Consider the following 15802-nt stretch of genomic DNA (forward strand, 5'->3'; position numbering starts at 1 on the left):
CCGTCTTATCTCGGGCATTGATCTTCCCCTCAACCTCTTCGCGCGCGGGCACCACTGGTATGCAATGAAGACGCTGATATGGTGTTGAATTATCGGATCACATCCACCGCAAGTGTCATTCAAAATTATTTCCGGATCGATGTCACTTTTGTCCTAAAAAGCTCTTGAACCCTGCAACCAACAGTCGTAGATAGCCGCTCACCGTTGGGGTGTAGCCAAGTGGTAAGGCAGCGGTTTTTGGTACCGTGTATCGTAGGTTCGAATCCTACCACCCCAGCCACGTTTTTCCTATTTGTGTCGTCCGGTATGAATCGCAACTTTTGTCGGGTAGGACAACAACTTTTACCAAATTTGGCGGTTTTGGCGGGTGGCTCACAGCTTAGTTCGCTGGTGTCCTAGCTACCAATAACTGCCGTGGCACATAAGGTCTTTAACTCTGGATTCAGCGCCTCAGGCGAATTGCTGACATCCGCTTCAATCTGCACCAACGAAAGCAATGCGGACGAAACAGTCGTTCAACTTGGTGGGTTAGAAGACACGCAACAGTCAGAAACTATGGACGAACGGTTCACTTTCATTGGGTGGCCCGCTCTAACTGACGGTTCGGTGACCTTCGCTTTGATGCACTTGTGCAGAAATCGCATAAAATTTCACACGGGAGGGTTTCACGTGCTTCCATTCGTAGCAACGACCAGCCGAGATTGACGCCAAAAAGATTGGCCACTTGGAAGGGTCCGGGTGGACAGAAATTAACGTCTGCCACGCTCTTGCCCCAATTTCAAGTAATACGACCTGAATGACTGTGAATACCGCGATGAAACAAGGCTTGGCGCCGCATCCGTTCTATACTTTCGGCCTCTGGGCCGTGCTTGCCGGCGGTCTCGGCGTTATCGCCGTGTTCATGCACATCGTCTATCCGAGCCTTCAGCCCGCTCCCTCTGTGGGAAGCCAGATCGGCGAGATTGCAGGCGACATCGGGCGATCTGCTTGGTTCAGCCTGCGTGGATTGGAAGACACTCTGCCTGTCGAGGAAGTAACGAACTACTGGATGTACCTAGCCATAGTCGGTCCTGTACTGGGTGTTGTGGCTCTGGTGCTGTCGCTAATCTCCGGTCTGCGCAGGGAGAATTGGCGCTATCCAGCCTATGGCGCAAGCCTTGGGTTTGCGGCTATCACGTTCCAATTCATCTGGCTCATCGCGGCACTGATCGCCGGTGTGGTGCTCCTCGCCGCAATCATAGAGAATATAGGGGACATCTTCAGCTGGCCCTTTGGCAGCTAGGTGGCCCGAAACCCGGATACTGTTCCTCTTGCTGAACGATGCAGGTTCTCGGCCCTTGGAATACCGCAGAAAAAACTGGACGAGGCCCTAAAGGAAGCTTTCGGGGATATAATACCGGGCCTCTTCTTTCATCTGTGGTCGGCATTCTTCCCACACAAGGACATAAATCGCCCCGGAATATCAAATGTCAAAACCGGTGAAGTTGCATGAAACAGGCTCCAATCGGTCCGCCTAACGACGGCGGTTCTGGGCTCTCCAAGAGCCTTCGCCGCCTAATGCGCCAAAGACCGGGGTTAGACGACGCTGCCTCATACTTAATCTGCATCGACCGGGGAAAGAGCAGGCAAAGTGACCTTTCGCTGCAATTGCTCCAAGGACTGGTCATAGAATAACCTCGAGGAGTGTCACGGGAAGAGGCGACATTTGCCTGGCACAACACCGGCCCCATTACCTCAGATCTTGATTACGGCCATTTTGTCCTGAGTCATGTCATGTATGGTGTAACCGATACCTCCGGTATTGTGGCCCGACTGGCGGCGCCCGGCGAAGGGCATCCAGTCTACCCTGAATGCAGTGTGATCGTTGACCATAACCGCCGTTGCGTCCAAATGCTGAATGGCTTGCATCGCAACGTCGAGCGTCTTGGTAAAGACGGATGCTTGAAACGCATAGGGCAAGCTGTTCGCAGCGTGATATGCGGTTTCAATATCGTCATAACCGTAGACGCAAACGACCGGGCCAAAAATCTCCGCTGTTGACACGCGGGCATCCTGAGGCGGGTTTAGCAGAACTGTCGGAGCATAGGTTGTCTGTCCCAAGCGTTTCCCGCCGGTAAGCACTGACGCACCCGACTGAACAGCTTCATCCACCCATTGTTCGACCCGATCGACTTCGGCGGGCCGGATAAGAGGCCCGCAATCCACATTGGCGTCCGTAGCATCGCCAACTCTCAGCCCACCGGCTGCATCAGCCAGTTTCTGTGCAACTTCAGCGGCAATTTTTGCTGGGGCAAAGACCCGTTGAACGGAAACACAAACTTGACCGGAGTGATAAAAGCCACCTTTGGTCAGCAAGGGGATCATTGCGTCGATATCAGCACTGTCATCAACAATAACAGGTGCTGCGCCGCCATGCTCCAGGGCGCATCGTGTTCCAGGGGCAAGCTTGGACCGCAGCATCCAGCCCACCTTCGCCGACCCGATAAAGGAGAAAAACCCGACCCTCGGGTCAGTGATCATTTTCTCGGCCACATCGTTGTGACATGCCGCGAAACGGCACCAGTCTTTGGGTAGCCCGGCCTGGCGAAGAATGTCGACGAACACCCGGCAGGACAAAGGGGTGTCCAAGGCAGGTTTTACAATTACGGGGCACCCGGCGGCCACGGCAGGGGCAACCTGATGGACGATCAGGTTAAGCGGGTGGTTGAAAGCGCTTGCTGCAACCACAACTCCAATCGGTTCACGTTGTGTGAATGCTATCCGACCTGACCCGGCTGCGGTCAGTTCCATGGGAATCTCTTTGCCTGTCATCTGACCGATCTCATGGACACACAATTCAACACCGTCGATGGCCCGTGTAACTTCCACACGCGCATCAACCAGTGGCTTACCGCCCTCACTTGCAATGAGCAGGGCAAGCTCTTCATGCCGGGCGGCCATAAGCTGAGCGGTAGTCTTGAGGATTTCTATCCGCCTGAACGCCGGCAACCAGCTCTCACGATTGCGGTAAAGGACATGAGCCGCCTCAAGCATGGCGTCGGTCTCACTATCTGAGCAGAGTTCAACCACGCCAATGCGTTTCAGAGTGAAGGGGTTAACAACGTCCAGGGTGAATTCGCTCATATCAGGCACGCCTTCGCTGCCAGTTCATCAATCAGCACACGCTGATTTTCGCTGTAGTCAACGGGAAGATCGACAAGATGAACTCCACCTGCTGCGAATGCCCGCTCAAAGACCGGCACCAGATCTTCAGTACGTTCGATACGATGACCGGTTGCACCGTAACTGTTGGCATACTGAACAAAATCGGGGTTGTTGAACTCCAATCCCCAGTCATCAAATCCCGCGTGCGACTGCTTCCAGCGGATCATGCCATACGAACTGTCGTTCAGCACAGTCACCACCAGATTGAGCCCGAGCCGCACCGCCGTCTCTATTTCCTGACTGTTCATCATGAAACCACCATCACCGCAGATCGCCATAACCCGACGGTCTGGGTAAAGCTTTGCCGCCATCATGGCTGACGGCAATCCAGCTCCCATGGTTGCAAGTGCGTTGTCTAAAAGTACCGTGTTTGGCTGATAGGCTTTGTAATTTCTCGCGTACCATATTTTATAGATCCCATTGTCCAGCGCGATGATATCGCAATCCCCCATGACTTTGCGGGTATCAGCCACAAAGCGCTGCGGGATGACAGGAAAGCGGGCATCGTCGGAACCTGCCGATGTGTGCAGGTCCGTTTCCTCTTTGATGCGGTGGAAATAGCTGCGGTCAAATTCCAACGGCCCGCCCAGAATGTGCCCGAGCCTGGCGATGGATTGCGTCAGATCCCCCACAACTTCGACTTGGGGAAAATAGACCTGATCGACCTGCGCGGCCTTGTAGTTCACGTGGATAACTTTGGTGCCGCCTTCCTCCATAAAAAAGGGCGGTTTTTCTACAACGTCATGCCCGACGTTGATGATCAGATCGGACCGGTCGATGGCGCAATGCAGGTAATCCCCGTCCGACAGGGCCGCGGTTCCAAGGAAAAGATCGGAACGCTCATCCACCACGCCCTTGCCCATTTGGGTGTTAAAAAAGGGGATCTGCGTGTCCTTCACAAATTGGCTAAGCGCACTGCGAGCGTGTTTACGGTTGGCGCCTGCGCCCAGCAACAACAGCGGCATTTTTGCAGACCGGATCATCTCAGCCGCTTCGTTCAGGACCGTATCACCAGCCACGGCATAGTGGCGTGGATGAGGTTGCAGAACGCGTTCGTCCGTCTCTTCGGCCGCGATATCCTCGGGCAGTTCCAAAAGCACTGCACCGGGGCGTTCTTCCTGTGCCACGCGAAATGCCTCGCGGATCAGCGACGGGATGGTATTGCCATGGACGATCTGCTTGGACATCTTGCAGATCGGAGCAAACAGTCCCACCACATCAATTATCTGGAACTGACCCTGTTTTGATTTCTTGATTGGCTTTTGCCCCGTGATCATTATCAGGGGCATTCCACCGAGATGCGCATAGGCAGCAGGTGTGGCGAAATTCGTAGCACCCGGTCCAAGTGTTGCCATACAGACACCTGCTTTTCCGGTCAGACGGCCATAGGTGGCTGCCATGAAAGCAGACCCCTGTTCGTGTCGGGTCAAAACCAGTTCGATCGAGGATGTTCTGAGAGACTCGAGAACATCCAGATTTTCTTCACCGGGAACGGCAAAGATATACTCGACGCCTTCAGCTTCCAGCGCAGCGACCAACAAGTCTGAGGCTTTGGTGTGGGATGATGTGCTGATTTGTGAATCTGACATGCGTCCTCCTGCATTTGTGCGGGTCAATCTTACACGAGCAGCCCGCAGGCAGCACCGGCTACCTTGTTCCATTGATTTTGAAAGAATTATTCTGCCGCCGATACCGGTGTCGGTTCCTGATACAGATCGTCCATAGAAACCGAACGTCCGTTATCCAGAACGATGCGTGCATGATATCGTTTCAGCAACCGGGGTTCGGCGACGCCGCAACTATGGGCAATGATGCCAACCTCTTTTTTCATGTTTATGGCATAATTTGCGACGCGCTCGGACTTGCTGGCCGGATCAAGGCCGAATTGCAGCTTGGGATCATGGGTTGTGATCCCTGTCGGACAGGTATTTTTGTTGCACTGCAACGCCTGAATACAGCCCAGTGCAAACATGAAACCCCGTGCCGAGTTCACGAAGTCCGCCCCTGCGCAGAATGCCCAGGCCACTTCGGACGGGTTGATCATCTTACCGCTGGCGCAGATTTTCACCCGGTCGCGCAAGCCGTATTTCTTCAATATATCAATTGTCAGTGGCAGGCTCTCGCGCAACGGCATACCCATGTTGTCAATCAAACTCATGGGGGCAGCGCCAGTCCCGCCATCGGCACTGTCGATGGTTATGAAATCCGGAGCGTTTTCTGGTCCACGCTTCAGAATTTCCTCACACAGGCTTTCGAAAAATCCGTATGCTCCGATCACGGCCTTGAAGCCGGTCGGCTTGCCTGTGACGTTGCGCACGTAGTCGATCATGTCCAACAGATCGCCCACATTGTTGATCTCAGGGTGTCGGTTGGGGCTAATTGCGTCCTGACCCACCTCCAGTCCGCGAATGGCAGCAATGTCTTCGGTGACCTTCGCACCTGGAAGTATGCCACCCTTGCCGGGTTTTGCTCCCTGGCTTAACTTGATTTCAAACATCTTCACGGCATCATGCCTCGCTACTGTGCGTAGCTTGTCCTCGTCAAACCCGCCTTCTGGTTTGCGAACGCCGAATTTGCCGGTCCCTATCTGAAATACTATATCTGCTCCGCTTTCCAGATGATAAGGCGACAAGCCCCCTTCGCCTGTGTTGATCCAGATACCGGCCTTTTTCGCGCCGGCAGAGAGGGCCCGCACAGCCGGAACTGAGATTGCACCATAGCTCATGCCCGAAATGTTGAAGACGGAGGCGGTCGTGAAGGGGCTGCGTGCAAAAGGTCCGACCGTCACAGCCGAGGGCTCTTCGGCGTCCTGTTCCAATGTGGGAAACGGGCAATTTACGAAATAAACCGTGCCGGTTGGCCGCAGGTCACGCGATGACCCAAAAGCCACGGTTGAATCCACGTTTTTAGCAGCCCGATAGACCCAAGATCGTTCGGCACGGTTGAATGGCATTTCTTCACGGTCTTGAGCAAAGAAATACTGCCGAAAGAACTCTCCCATATGCTCAAAAAAATATCGAAATCTAGCGACGACAGGATAATTGCGCCGCAACGTGCTTTCGGTTTGGGTCTTGTCGCGAAAATAGATCACCACGACCCACAATACCGCGATGCCAATGGCAAAGATAAAGGCATAGGATAAGAATTCCAGGACGTTCAGGACCACACTGGTTACGTCAGACATTGTCTATTGCTCCTGCAAGTGGCGTGGCAAGCGGACTGGACAGCGACGTGTCATCCGGCCCGCTGTTCACGGTTCAATTCACATTGGGCCCAAAGAGTGTCTAATCCAGTCACAAGGCGATCAAAATCTGATGAACCATGTACGGGCGACGGGGTAAATCGCAACCGCTCAGTACCGCGTGGGACGGTTGGGAAATTGATCGGCTGGACATAGATACCATGATCGTCCAGCAGCAAATCACTGAGCTTCTTAGTATGCACCGGGTTGCCGACGATGACCGGAACGATATGGCTACCATGGTCGATCAGCGGCAAGCCCATCCCCTTCAGCCGCAGCTTGAGGATTTTGGCCTGTGTTTGGAGCCGTTCGCGCATTTCCGGCGTCACCTTCAGATGCGCGACCGAGGCCGCCGCACCAGCCGCAACAGCGGGCGGCAGAGACGTGGTAAAGATGAAGCCCGGTGCATAGGAACGCACGGCGTCGCACATCTTTTCACTGGCGGCGATATAGCCGCCCATGACGCCAAAGGCTTTGGCCAGAGTGCCATTGATGATATCAATTCGGTGCGCAAGGCGGTCACGCTCGGTCACACCGCCACCGCGCGGGCCGTACATGCCAACCGCATGGACTTCGTCGATGTAAGTGAGCGCACCAAACTCATCGGCCAGATCACAAATCTCTTCGATCGGGCCAAAATCGCCATCCATAGAGTAGACTGACTCAAATGCGATTAGCTTGGGGGTTTCGGGGTCGTCTGCCTCAAGCAACTCACGCAAGTGGGCGACATCGTTGTGGCGGAAGATGCGTTTGGCGGCTCCATTGCGCCGCACGCCTTCGATCATCGAGGCGTGGTTCAACGCATCCGAATAAATAATCAGACCGGGAAAAAGCTTTGGCAACGTGCTAAGCGTCGCGTCATTGGCAATATACGCACTGGTGAACAGCAGCGCGGCCTCTTTGCCGTGCAGATCAGCCAGTTCAGCCTCAAGGCGCTTGTGATAAACAGTGGTGCCCGAGATGTTGCGCGTCCCGCCCGACCCGGCACCGGCCGCATCGACGGCTTCGTGCATTGCGTTCAGGACAACCGGATGCTGTCCCATGCCAAGATAGTCATTGCCGCACCACACAGTAATGTTCTGCTGCGATCCATCCGGACGGGTCCGAGCCGCATGTGGAAAGTGCCCATTGCGGCGTTCGATATCAATGAAGGTCCGGTAGCGTCCTTCGTCATGCAGCCTGGCAATCGCTGAGTCGAGCTGAGCAGTATAGTCCACCGATGCCTGTGCCGCCAATTTCGGACGGCGTTGCGGGTTTGAAAAACACTTCATTCGGATACTCCGATTGGTCGCTCAGAAACACTTGAAATCCGCGAAGTTGATACAGGCACAGCATGTTCATCCCGTCGGCGGCGGGGATTGGATCGGGTCAAACCAATCCCCGCTTTGTTACCTCAGGGTGAGTGGGGGCACAGGTTGCTCAATCAGTCTGGTGCGACGTCTCCGTGCTCAGCACTGGGTAAGCTTCGGTATAAATCCAGTCCGTTTCCCGGGCAGGCACATGGCAAGTCTTGCATTCGATTTTGTAGTCTTCGGTCGTGGTTGTTTCACGATCTTCCACATCGAAGTAAGCCCAACCCCAGCCGACGCCCCAAAGGTCATTTCCGTCAAACCGGTCGTGCTCGTCTTTCACCATGACAAACCAGCCCGTAACCTCGGTCGCATAGGCTGCGGTACCGGTGGTATACTCGTCAGTTTTGCTCTCTAGCAGTTCCTTGATCAGAACCGCACCGTCGGGGAACGCCCCGTGTTCCAGATAATGTTCAATCACACCCGGCTGCGTATAAACAACGTGCTGTCCGGTGGCTTCGCCTTCGTCCAGAATGGTCCAGCTACCCACCATTGGCCAACTGGCACGAAACTCGCCCCTTGGCATGTGGATGTCGCCATTTGATCCCACGACCCCTTGGGTCGACACAGAAAACTCCTGTGCCGACCCGGGAAGCGCTCCGATTGGGCCAATCAGAGCGAGGCAACCCAATAAACGATTCACGACTCAATTTCCCTGAACGGCACGAAGCACCGGGTAGAACTGGGTAAATACGAAATCGGTATCTGCGTTGGATTCATGGCAGGCGTTGCAGGATTCTGCCGGGAAGGCCTGCGCTGTTTCAGCATAGGGTTCGCCTTCGTGCCCAAAACTGTAGTAGACCCAGCCGCCCGGTTCGCTGCTGAACCGTTCCGTATCTTTGACCGTCAGTTCAAGACCGACGAATTCACCCTGAAAGTACCCGTTGCCGGACACTTCGAAGCAAGCGCCATCTTCTTCAGTGCAATTGTCGCCTTCGCGGATCATCACCAATTCCTTGGCAATCTGCGTACCATTCGCCCATTCACCGGTTTTAGCAAAGTGGTCAAAGGCCGAAGGTTCGACATAGACATTGTGAAATTCTGGAAAGGGCGCCTCGCCGTCATTTAGGGCGTTGGGGGTCAGAGGCGAGCCGATGAAAACCCAACGTCGATAATCGGTGGGAACATTGACTGACCCATCGTCATTGAAGACTGCTTCGGCAATGGTTTCTGCTGAGGATTGAGCTAGAACTGCACCCGCCAAAACAAATGCGACTATTCCTGTGGCAGTGGCGTAATGTGTTAGCTTCATCGAGAGGTCTCCTTATGGCTGACCTCAAATCTAGTGCCCCAAGTTATATATTTTGGTTATGATTTGTATAACCGGCCCGCTCGGGCCCCTAGGGTACAAGACCGTATGGAACTTCGTCGCATAAGATATTTTCTCACCGTCGCACGTACACTCAATTTTTCTCAGGCTGCGAGAGAATTGAAGATCTCGCAGCCTGCGTTGAGTAAAGCAATCCAACAGCTTGAAACGGAGATTGGCGGATCTCTAATCCGGAGAGAAGGGCGGTTGACGCACTTGACCCGCCTGGGTGAACGCATGCGCAACTCTCTTCAGGAGGTGGAGGACGCCGCAAATCGCGCGGGACAGCTTGCATCGCGAATTGTGAAGACCGAAACCCCGTGTATCCGTATCGCGATCATGTGCACAATAGATCCAGGCAAAGTCGGTCGTTGTTTGGCACAGTTTCAGCAATACCACCCGAACCTGTCGATCGAGTTGCTGGACTTTACCGCCGGGACGATTCAAGAAGCGCTTCTGAATGGCATGGTCGATGTCGCGATCCTTGGCAGTCCCGTCGAAGCTGTTCCTCGGTTGCGCACTCATGAATTGTTTCAGGAGCGCATGGTTATGTCCTGCGGTTCCCAAAACCGTCTGGCTCAACGCGAGTCGATTCCCCTGAAGATGATAGCCGAATTTCCCTATATCGACAGGTTGAGATGCGAGTTTCGCGATATGATCCTGTCGATGATTGACAAGAACGAAGTGAGCCTAAATGTGGTGGCCAGCAGTGAGCGGGAAGATTGGATAAAATCATTGCTTGCACAAGATCACGGAATCTCGATCATGCCGGAAAGTTCTGCCAGTTCAGCTGGCCTGAAATCAGTGATTTTGCAGGATCAGAAACTACTAAGATCGGTTTATTTGACAATCCCTGCTGGTCGCGAAGACCAGCCCTCTGTTCAGGCGCTGATTAAACACGTCAAATCGTTTGATTGGACCATTGCATCGGAGTAAGTGAACGCTTTCGTGTAGTCTAATCGACAACACCAAGATACAACTCTCCATTCCCTACGCATGTATATGTTGGCATTGCGTTCAATTACATTGAGCCTGCAGTAGCGCAGCTCCTCCAACTAACCAAGGCGGTCATTCTTCCACACCGCAGCATGCGGAAGTTTGGGCTGATTGTGTTGAAAAACTCATAAATCTGGGAGGCCCTGATAATCTGCGAACTGGCAGTCAATCCGAAAAGTCCTCTGCTGATACCGATGACGGGCGTTTCGGTGCCCACTGGTGGCCAGTTTCAGTTTTTGGCCGACCCCTCAGCTGAAAATTCCCGTCGGCCTTGTCGGGCCAAATTCTGACTCGCGTTTACACCAATTGTGAGTTTTTCAACAATATCGGCTCGAAGCAGTACTTCGCTACCCAGTGCATCAATGACTGAATTGCGGGACAAAGCGGGCTTTCTCTGCTTGCGCCTGAAGGCCTGCTAAGCGCAGCTCGCAACAACCCGAATTTCGACGATTGCACCTGGTCGTCTAAGAGATGCGACCTCAACTGCCGTCCAGGCTGGAAAAGGCTCCGCAACGTATTCACATCGAATATCATTAAACAAATCAAAATGGTTGTGAATCCCGACGTGGTATGTGGTCATCTCGACAATCGAGTTTTGAGACAGTCCCGCCTCCGCCAACACCGATCCGATTTTTTCAAATGCTGACCGAACTTGATCTTCGATGCTATCAGGCATTGAGCCATCAGGACGGCTTCCTGTTACGCCCGCCAAAAACACATGGTCACCAGATACGATGCCCGGGGAAACTTTGACTTGAGTTGCTTGGCTCTCGGAGCCGGGTGGAAAAAGCGCTTTCATAACCATGTTTGTCCTGAATTTTGTTGTCTGTTGTCTTCAGCACGCTGGAACCGCCTACGGCCCCAGTTCTCTGATCTCACGCTGAATGGACCATTCGATAAGTTCGCCCCAGAGCTTGCGTACGAGCTCAGGGTCCAGCCCATATTGCGTGGCCGTTGCGCTGACCTTGTTCAAAACCTCGGTCACCCGATCCGTTGTCCTTGCAGGCAGCCCCTCAATCCTCTTCAGATCAACTGCGCGGTCGATGTAGCCGCTGCGCTTTGCCAAAAGGGCAATCAGTTGGACGTCAATCGCGTCAATCTCAACCCGAAGCTCAGCCATGGTCTTGCAGGCTTCAGGCGGTCGTCGTTCACTCATATTTGTCTCCGTGAGGTTAGCTGCCAAGCAATTGGCGCAGTAGAGTTACAGCTCTTTGCGAGCGGGTCTTGCAAAATTCTGCTGTCGGAGCTGGGAGCCGCCCGATTACACGCCGGATTTGCTGATCACCGATCAACAGGTCCAGGTAGAGGCCCACAGCTTCTCCTGATGCCTCAAAACACAGCTGATCCTCTTGCCGTGCACGAAGCAGCACCCGCTCCAACAAGGGAAATACGGCTTCACGCCCGGCCTTTGAAAGCGTCGCGCCAAGTTCACCGCTGCTATCAGCCGCTGCGGCTCGATTGAGGGCAACGGCACGATCGCCTGTCAGTAAATCCAATAGCTTCGGACCCAACGTTCCCAGAATTGAAAGCGCGTCATGGTCGGTTTCCAATTCAGCCTCCAAGTGGGACTTCACCTCTTCAGCGTTGCGCGTCACAAGCGCGCGGAACAGCCCCTGTTTATCCCCGTACCATTTGTACAGCGTCTCGTTTGAGGCGCGGGCCTGTCTCGCAATGCCCTGCATGGACGTGCCCCCGTACCCTTTGGCCTCCAGCACCTCGTAGGCAGCCGCCTCGATCTGTTGCTGGCGCAAGGATCGTTTCTCTTCTCGCAAAATCATTCTCCAACCTGTTGACAATAACCGTAACGGATATTACGGATATGCACAACCGTAATTTCGATTACACTTTTGGAGAAGCAAGAAATGGAACAATCTACCCGTCACGTCATAGCCGCCCTGGCAACGCTCATCCTTCTGCAGGGGATCATGCTTTCCGCCTTGTATGCCGGAATCAGGCCTCATCCGCCTGTCGCCACGCCCTTGTTCGGCATTGCTCCGTTTCTAGGAGCCGCGGTGTCTGTCGCTCTGTCAGCGATCATCGTGCAACCTCTAAGCAGTCGGGCGGGACGCATTTTGAGCGTTTTCGCCACGCTCATGGCCCTGGTTTCCTTCGGGCCGCAAAAATACTTCGACGCGCAATTCGGCCTGATCTACCCGGCGGTTCTGCTTGGCCAGTTCGCTGCGCTGGTCATCTTTGCGTCTGTTGTGAAAGTGGCGCGCCCACAACAGGAAACCGTAGCGGATCAAGTCTGATGGCTCGGTTGCTTTTGCCCATGTCGATGCTCTCGCTCTTGAGCATCGGCGCAATCTTCGGGTTTTTCTATGCTTGGGTCTGTTCAACCATGTGGGGGCTGGACACCACAGAGCCACGTGTCGCGATCACTGCCATGCAGGCGATGAATGCATCCGTCAGAACCCCAATCTTCTTCCCGGCATTCTTCCTGACGCCTCTCATACTGGCGGCAACATCATATGTCGCCACGACCCAACTACAAAAGCAATCTGCCGTGCTATTTGGAGTGGCTGCAGGGGTCTACGTTGTGGGGGCTTTCCTTGTCACGGCCACAGTCAACGTTCCGATGAACGAAACGCTGGCAGAGGTTGTTGTTCCAACCGACGCCGAGGCGGCGCGCGGCATCTGGCATGACTATTCATCCTCTTGGCAATTCTGGAACATCCTAAGAACCGTAGTCAGCGGAGTGTCACTCCTCCTGACCGGCCTGGCCATCTATCTGATTCAGCAGGAGACCGCGTAATGGAAATTTCACTTCTGACATTCGCACTTTTGGCGTTGGTTGTGGTCATGACGCCCGGGCCAACTGTCCTTCTCGCCTTGTCCAATGGATCGCGGTTCGGCATCGCTGTGGCTGGGTATGGCATTGCCGGTGCGGCGATCTCTGACGCCGTTCTCATCGCAGCTGCGGGCTTGGGATTGGGTGCTATTCTTGCTGCCTCGGCTCTGCTGTTCAGCGTCGTCAAATGGATCGGCGTCGCTTACCTCGTCTGGCTGGGCGTACAGATGATGCGATCCTCCGGCCAATTGGGGCCGGTCGCGAACTCTTCCGAAAACAAGAATTCGGGTACGCTTCGCGACAACACTGCAGTCTTTAGGAAGAGCTTTCTTGTCGCGGTCACAAACCCCAAGGGTTACCTGTTCTTCACAGCTTTCCTTCCGCAGTTCCTCATACCGACAGAGCCTATGTTTCAGCAGTATGTAACGCTGGCACTGGCCTTCATCGCGGTCGATGTGATCGTCATGGCCGCCTATGCGGTCCTGGGCGCAAAAGCAGTTCAGTTTTTCAGCAATCGTGGGGCGCTCTGGATCGACAGGGTGTGCGGCAGTTTTCTTGTCGCATTGGGTCTTGCGTTGACCTTCTTGAAGTGCGCCGATGTGTAGTTCCCAACCACGTCCCGTGTCTCGTTCGGGTAGCCGACTTTGAGTACTACGTTGGATTTCTGCAACCGCGCCCGCATTCCGGACATTCGCTGCAATCGCGAGAACAAAAAAGCCCGCCGTCGGGGATAGCGTGAGAAAAGCGACAATTGGCGCCTGATCGTGAATTTCGATTTCATTTCTACATTCTGAGTCGGTTATCGAATTTGACCGTCCCGCGAAATATTGAGAAAGCCCACAAAAGAGCTCTTTCATTTATTCAGAACGACGAAGGAGTGCATGCGCTAATAACTTTGCAGGGCGTATCTCCGGCATTTCGAAACCTGTGTGGCAATATGCTTGAGAAGTAGTATGCGTCCCCGGGGCCCAGAACCCTGGACTGCCCATCTACCGTCACTTCAAGACGGCCCTCTATCACAACCGCACATTCCTCTCCTTCGTGCGACAGTTCTGAACGGCCCGAGTCGGCACCGACGTCATACTCTTCTATGAGCATCTGGAGTTTTCTATCTCGGCGCTCTCCTGCGACGAGCAAATACGAGACTCCGGGCGATCCTAGGTCGCGCATTCTTTCGTGCGGGTAAAAAAACGTCTCCTCGTTTTGCAATTCAAAACTGAAGAAAAAGCCCAAATTGACGTCTACCGAGGCAAGGATCTTCTTTAGCAACGCCACAGATGGTTGGGTCGAACCGCTTTCGATTTGAGAAATCGTCCCGCTACCCACTCCCGCGCGTTTGGCCATTTCGCGTTGACTGAGGCCCTTGGTCGTCCGAATCAACTTTAGACGACGTGCTGTTTCGAGATCTGATGACAAATCCGTTACTCTGGTGATTTCTTGCTTCGGATCGAAAGCATTCTAAGGGCGCAACGATTTTTTTCAATAACTTACAGATTAAAATAAAGCCGGGTGTGCGGAAGACCTAAACTCTGCAAGGATTTGTCATCAAATGAAAATCTGCTTCACGAGGAATGAACGTGCTCGATCAACCCAACACAATGTCATCGTTTTGGATGCCGTTTTCAGCCAATCGTGATTTCCTTCGCGAGCCCCGAATGATCCAAGCTGCCGAGGGGATGTATTACACCAGTTCTGATGGTCGCAGGGTCATGGACGGCACCGCCGGACTGTGGTGCGTCAATGCCGGTCACCGTGATCCGCTTATCGTTGAAGCGGTACAGAAACAGGTGCACGAGCTGGATTACGCACCAAACTTCCAGTTCTCACACCCGCAGGCATTTGAGTTGTCGGCAAAGCTGACCGCGATGATGCCTGAGGGGATGAACCATGCTTTCTTCACCAACTCTGGCTCCGAGTCTGTTGATACGGCGCTAAAGATTGCGCTGCACTACCATCGAATGCGCGGCGATGGGGCGCGTACGCGTTTGATCGGGCGCGAGCGTGGCTACCACGGCACAGGGTTTGGTGGCATCTCGGTTGGCGGTATCGTCAAGAACCGCATGCATTTCGGCACGCTTCTGACCGGCGTTGATCACCTGCGTCACACGCATGATCTGGACAAAAACGCTTTCTCCCGCGGTTGCCCACAACACGGGGCAGAGCTGGCAGACGATCTGGAGCGTTTGGTTGCTTTGCATGACGCCTCGACCATTGCGGCTGTGATCGTCGAACCAATGGCCGGTTCGACCGGTGTTCTCCTGCCGCCGAAAGGATACCTAAAGCGGCTGCGTGAGATCTGCGACCGCCATGGCATTCTGCTGATTTTCGACGAGGTCATCACCGCTTTTGGCCGCTTGGGGGCAGCGACAGCATCAGAGTATTATGATGTAAAGCCGGACATCATCACGACCGCCAAAGGCCTCACCAATGGTGTCATTCCGATGGGAGCGGTCATCGTATCCGACAAGATATATGACTCGGCTATGGAAAACGCCGATGCGCCGATTGAGCTGTTCCACGGTTATACCTATTCCGCCAACCCTGTGTCCTGCGCCGCGGCGCTGGCAACGCTGGAGAGTTACAAGCAGAATGATCTATTCCGGCGCGCTGCATTGCTGTCGCAGCCCTGGGAGGATCAGCTTCACAGCCTCAAGGGTCTGCCCAACGTCATCGATATCCGCAATCTGGGATTGGTGGGCGCGGTCGAGCTTGCACCACGAGAGGGCGCGCCTGGGGCACGGGGTTATGATGCAATGAAACGGGGCTGGGACGCCGGAATAATGATCCGTGTCACCGGTGACATTATCGCCTTGTCGCCGCCGCTTATCATTTCGGAACCTGAAATAACGACACTCTGTCAAACACTTGGAGAGGTATTGGCTGACTTGCCATGACCACTGACTTCTAACCCC

General features: G+C 54.2%; 16 protein-coding genes and 1 tRNA gene. 7 read left to right on the forward strand and 10 right to left on the reverse strand.

Annotation, left to right across the window (positions count from 1 at the left end):
- Positions 1-205 precede the first annotated feature (205 nt).
- A tRNA-Gln gene (locus ACR0IV_RS09550) sits at positions 206-280 on the forward strand.
- A 516-nt stretch (positions 281-796) separates the two neighbouring features.
- Positions 797-1282 (forward strand): hypothetical protein, encoded by a 486-nt coding sequence (locus ACR0IV_RS09555; RefSeq protein ID WP_480656888.1) that lies wholly within the window; start codon positions 797-799, stop codon positions 1280-1282.
- A 452-nt stretch (positions 1283-1734) separates the two neighbouring features.
- On the opposite strand, the gene ACR0IV_RS09560 is transcribed toward ACR0IV_RS09555, so the two are convergent.
- The 6 genes from ACR0IV_RS09560 to ACR0IV_RS09585 form a co-directional block, all read right to left on the reverse strand.
- Entirely contained in the window at positions 1735-3123 is a 1389-nt protein-coding gene (locus ACR0IV_RS09560) for an aldehyde dehydrogenase family protein (protein WP_480656887.1), read from the reverse strand.
- A complete protein-coding gene (locus ACR0IV_RS09565) occupies positions 3120-4793 on the reverse strand; it encodes an acetolactate synthase large subunit (RefSeq protein ID WP_480656886.1) in 1674 nt (557 codons plus the stop codon). The genes ACR0IV_RS09560 and ACR0IV_RS09565 overlap by 4 nt, the downstream gene beginning before the upstream one ends.
- Before the next feature lie 86 nt (positions 4794-4879).
- On the reverse strand, positions 4880-6388 hold the full coding sequence (locus ACR0IV_RS09570) for an FMN-binding glutamate synthase family protein (RefSeq protein WP_480656885.1): 1509 nt from the start codon (positions 6386-6388) through the stop codon (positions 4880-4882).
- Between the two features lie 50 nt (positions 6389-6438).
- Positions 6439-7662 (reverse strand): 5-aminolevulinate synthase, encoded by a 1224-nt coding sequence (gene hemA, locus ACR0IV_RS09575; protein ID WP_480658533.1) that lies wholly within the window; start codon positions 7660-7662, stop codon positions 6439-6441.
- Positions 7663-7864: 202 nt separating this feature from the next.
- Positions 7865-8362: a cytochrome P460 family protein gene (locus tag ACR0IV_RS09580; RefSeq protein WP_480656884.1), complete on the reverse strand. Its 498-nt coding sequence runs from the start codon at positions 8360-8362 to the stop codon at positions 7865-7867.
- 78 nt (positions 8363-8440) lie between these two features.
- Positions 8441-9046, reverse strand: a complete 606-nt coding sequence (locus ACR0IV_RS09585) for a cytochrome P460 family protein (RefSeq protein ID WP_480656883.1) — start codon at positions 9044-9046, stop codon at positions 8441-8443.
- A gap of 105 nt (positions 9047-9151) precedes the next feature.
- Between ACR0IV_RS09585 and ACR0IV_RS09590 the strand changes: the two genes are divergently transcribed.
- Positions 9152-10039, forward strand: coding sequence for a LysR family transcriptional regulator (locus ACR0IV_RS09590; protein ID WP_480656882.1), 888 nt, complete (start codon positions 9152-9154; stop codon positions 10037-10039).
- 475 nt (positions 10040-10514) lie between these two features.
- Here ACR0IV_RS09590 and ACR0IV_RS09595 read toward each other — a convergent pair whose 3' ends face one another.
- The 3 genes from ACR0IV_RS09595 to ACR0IV_RS09605 are packed head-to-tail and all read right to left on the reverse strand — an operon-like array spanning position 10515 to position 11877.
- Positions 10515-10898 carry a RidA family protein gene (locus ACR0IV_RS09595; RefSeq protein WP_480656881.1) on the reverse strand — a complete coding sequence of 128 codons (384 nt, stop codon included), beginning with the start codon at positions 10896-10898 and terminating at the stop codon, positions 10515-10517.
- Between the two features lie 54 nt (positions 10899-10952).
- A complete protein-coding gene (locus ACR0IV_RS09600; RefSeq protein ID WP_480656880.1) occupies positions 10953-11255 on the reverse strand; it encodes a chorismate mutase in 303 nt (100 codons plus the stop codon).
- Between the two features lie 16 nt (positions 11256-11271).
- On the reverse strand, positions 11272-11877 hold the full coding sequence (locus ACR0IV_RS09605; protein WP_480656879.1) for a TetR/AcrR family transcriptional regulator: 606 nt from the start codon (positions 11875-11877) through the stop codon (positions 11272-11274).
- 84 nt (positions 11878-11961) lie between these two features.
- Here ACR0IV_RS09605 and ACR0IV_RS09610 point away from each other — a divergent pair, with 84 nt between their 5' ends.
- The 3 genes from ACR0IV_RS09610 to ACR0IV_RS09620 are packed head-to-tail and all read left to right on the forward strand — an operon-like array spanning position 11962 to position 13495.
- Positions 11962-12351 (forward strand): hypothetical protein, encoded by a 390-nt coding sequence (locus tag ACR0IV_RS09610; protein ID WP_480656878.1) that lies wholly within the window; start codon positions 11962-11964, stop codon positions 12349-12351.
- Entirely contained in the window at positions 12351-12854 is a 504-nt protein-coding gene (locus tag ACR0IV_RS09615; RefSeq protein WP_480656877.1) for an anthrone oxygenase family protein, read from the forward strand. The genes ACR0IV_RS09610 and ACR0IV_RS09615 overlap by 1 nt, the downstream gene beginning before the upstream one ends.
- Positions 12854-13495 carry a LysE family translocator gene (locus ACR0IV_RS09620; RefSeq protein WP_480656876.1) on the forward strand — a complete coding sequence of 214 codons (642 nt, stop codon included), beginning with the start codon at positions 12854-12856 and terminating at the stop codon, positions 13493-13495. The genes ACR0IV_RS09615 and ACR0IV_RS09620 overlap by 1 nt, the downstream gene beginning before the upstream one ends.
- Positions 13496-13751: 256 nt before the next feature.
- Here the strand turns inward: ACR0IV_RS09620 and ACR0IV_RS09625 are convergent, their stop codons facing one another.
- Entirely contained in the window at positions 13752-14306 is a 555-nt protein-coding gene (locus tag ACR0IV_RS09625; protein WP_480656875.1) for a cupin domain-containing protein, read from the reverse strand.
- Positions 14307-14461: 155 nt separating this feature from the next.
- Here ACR0IV_RS09625 and aptA point away from each other — a divergent pair, with 155 nt between their 5' ends.
- Positions 14462-15784: an omega-aminotransferase AptA gene (aptA, locus tag ACR0IV_RS09630; RefSeq protein WP_480656874.1), complete on the forward strand. Its 1323-nt coding sequence runs from the start codon at positions 14462-14464 to the stop codon at positions 15782-15784.
- The last annotated feature ends 18 nt before the right edge of the window (positions 15785-15802 follow it).

This window comes from Ruegeria sp. C2 (assembly GCF_056537765.1).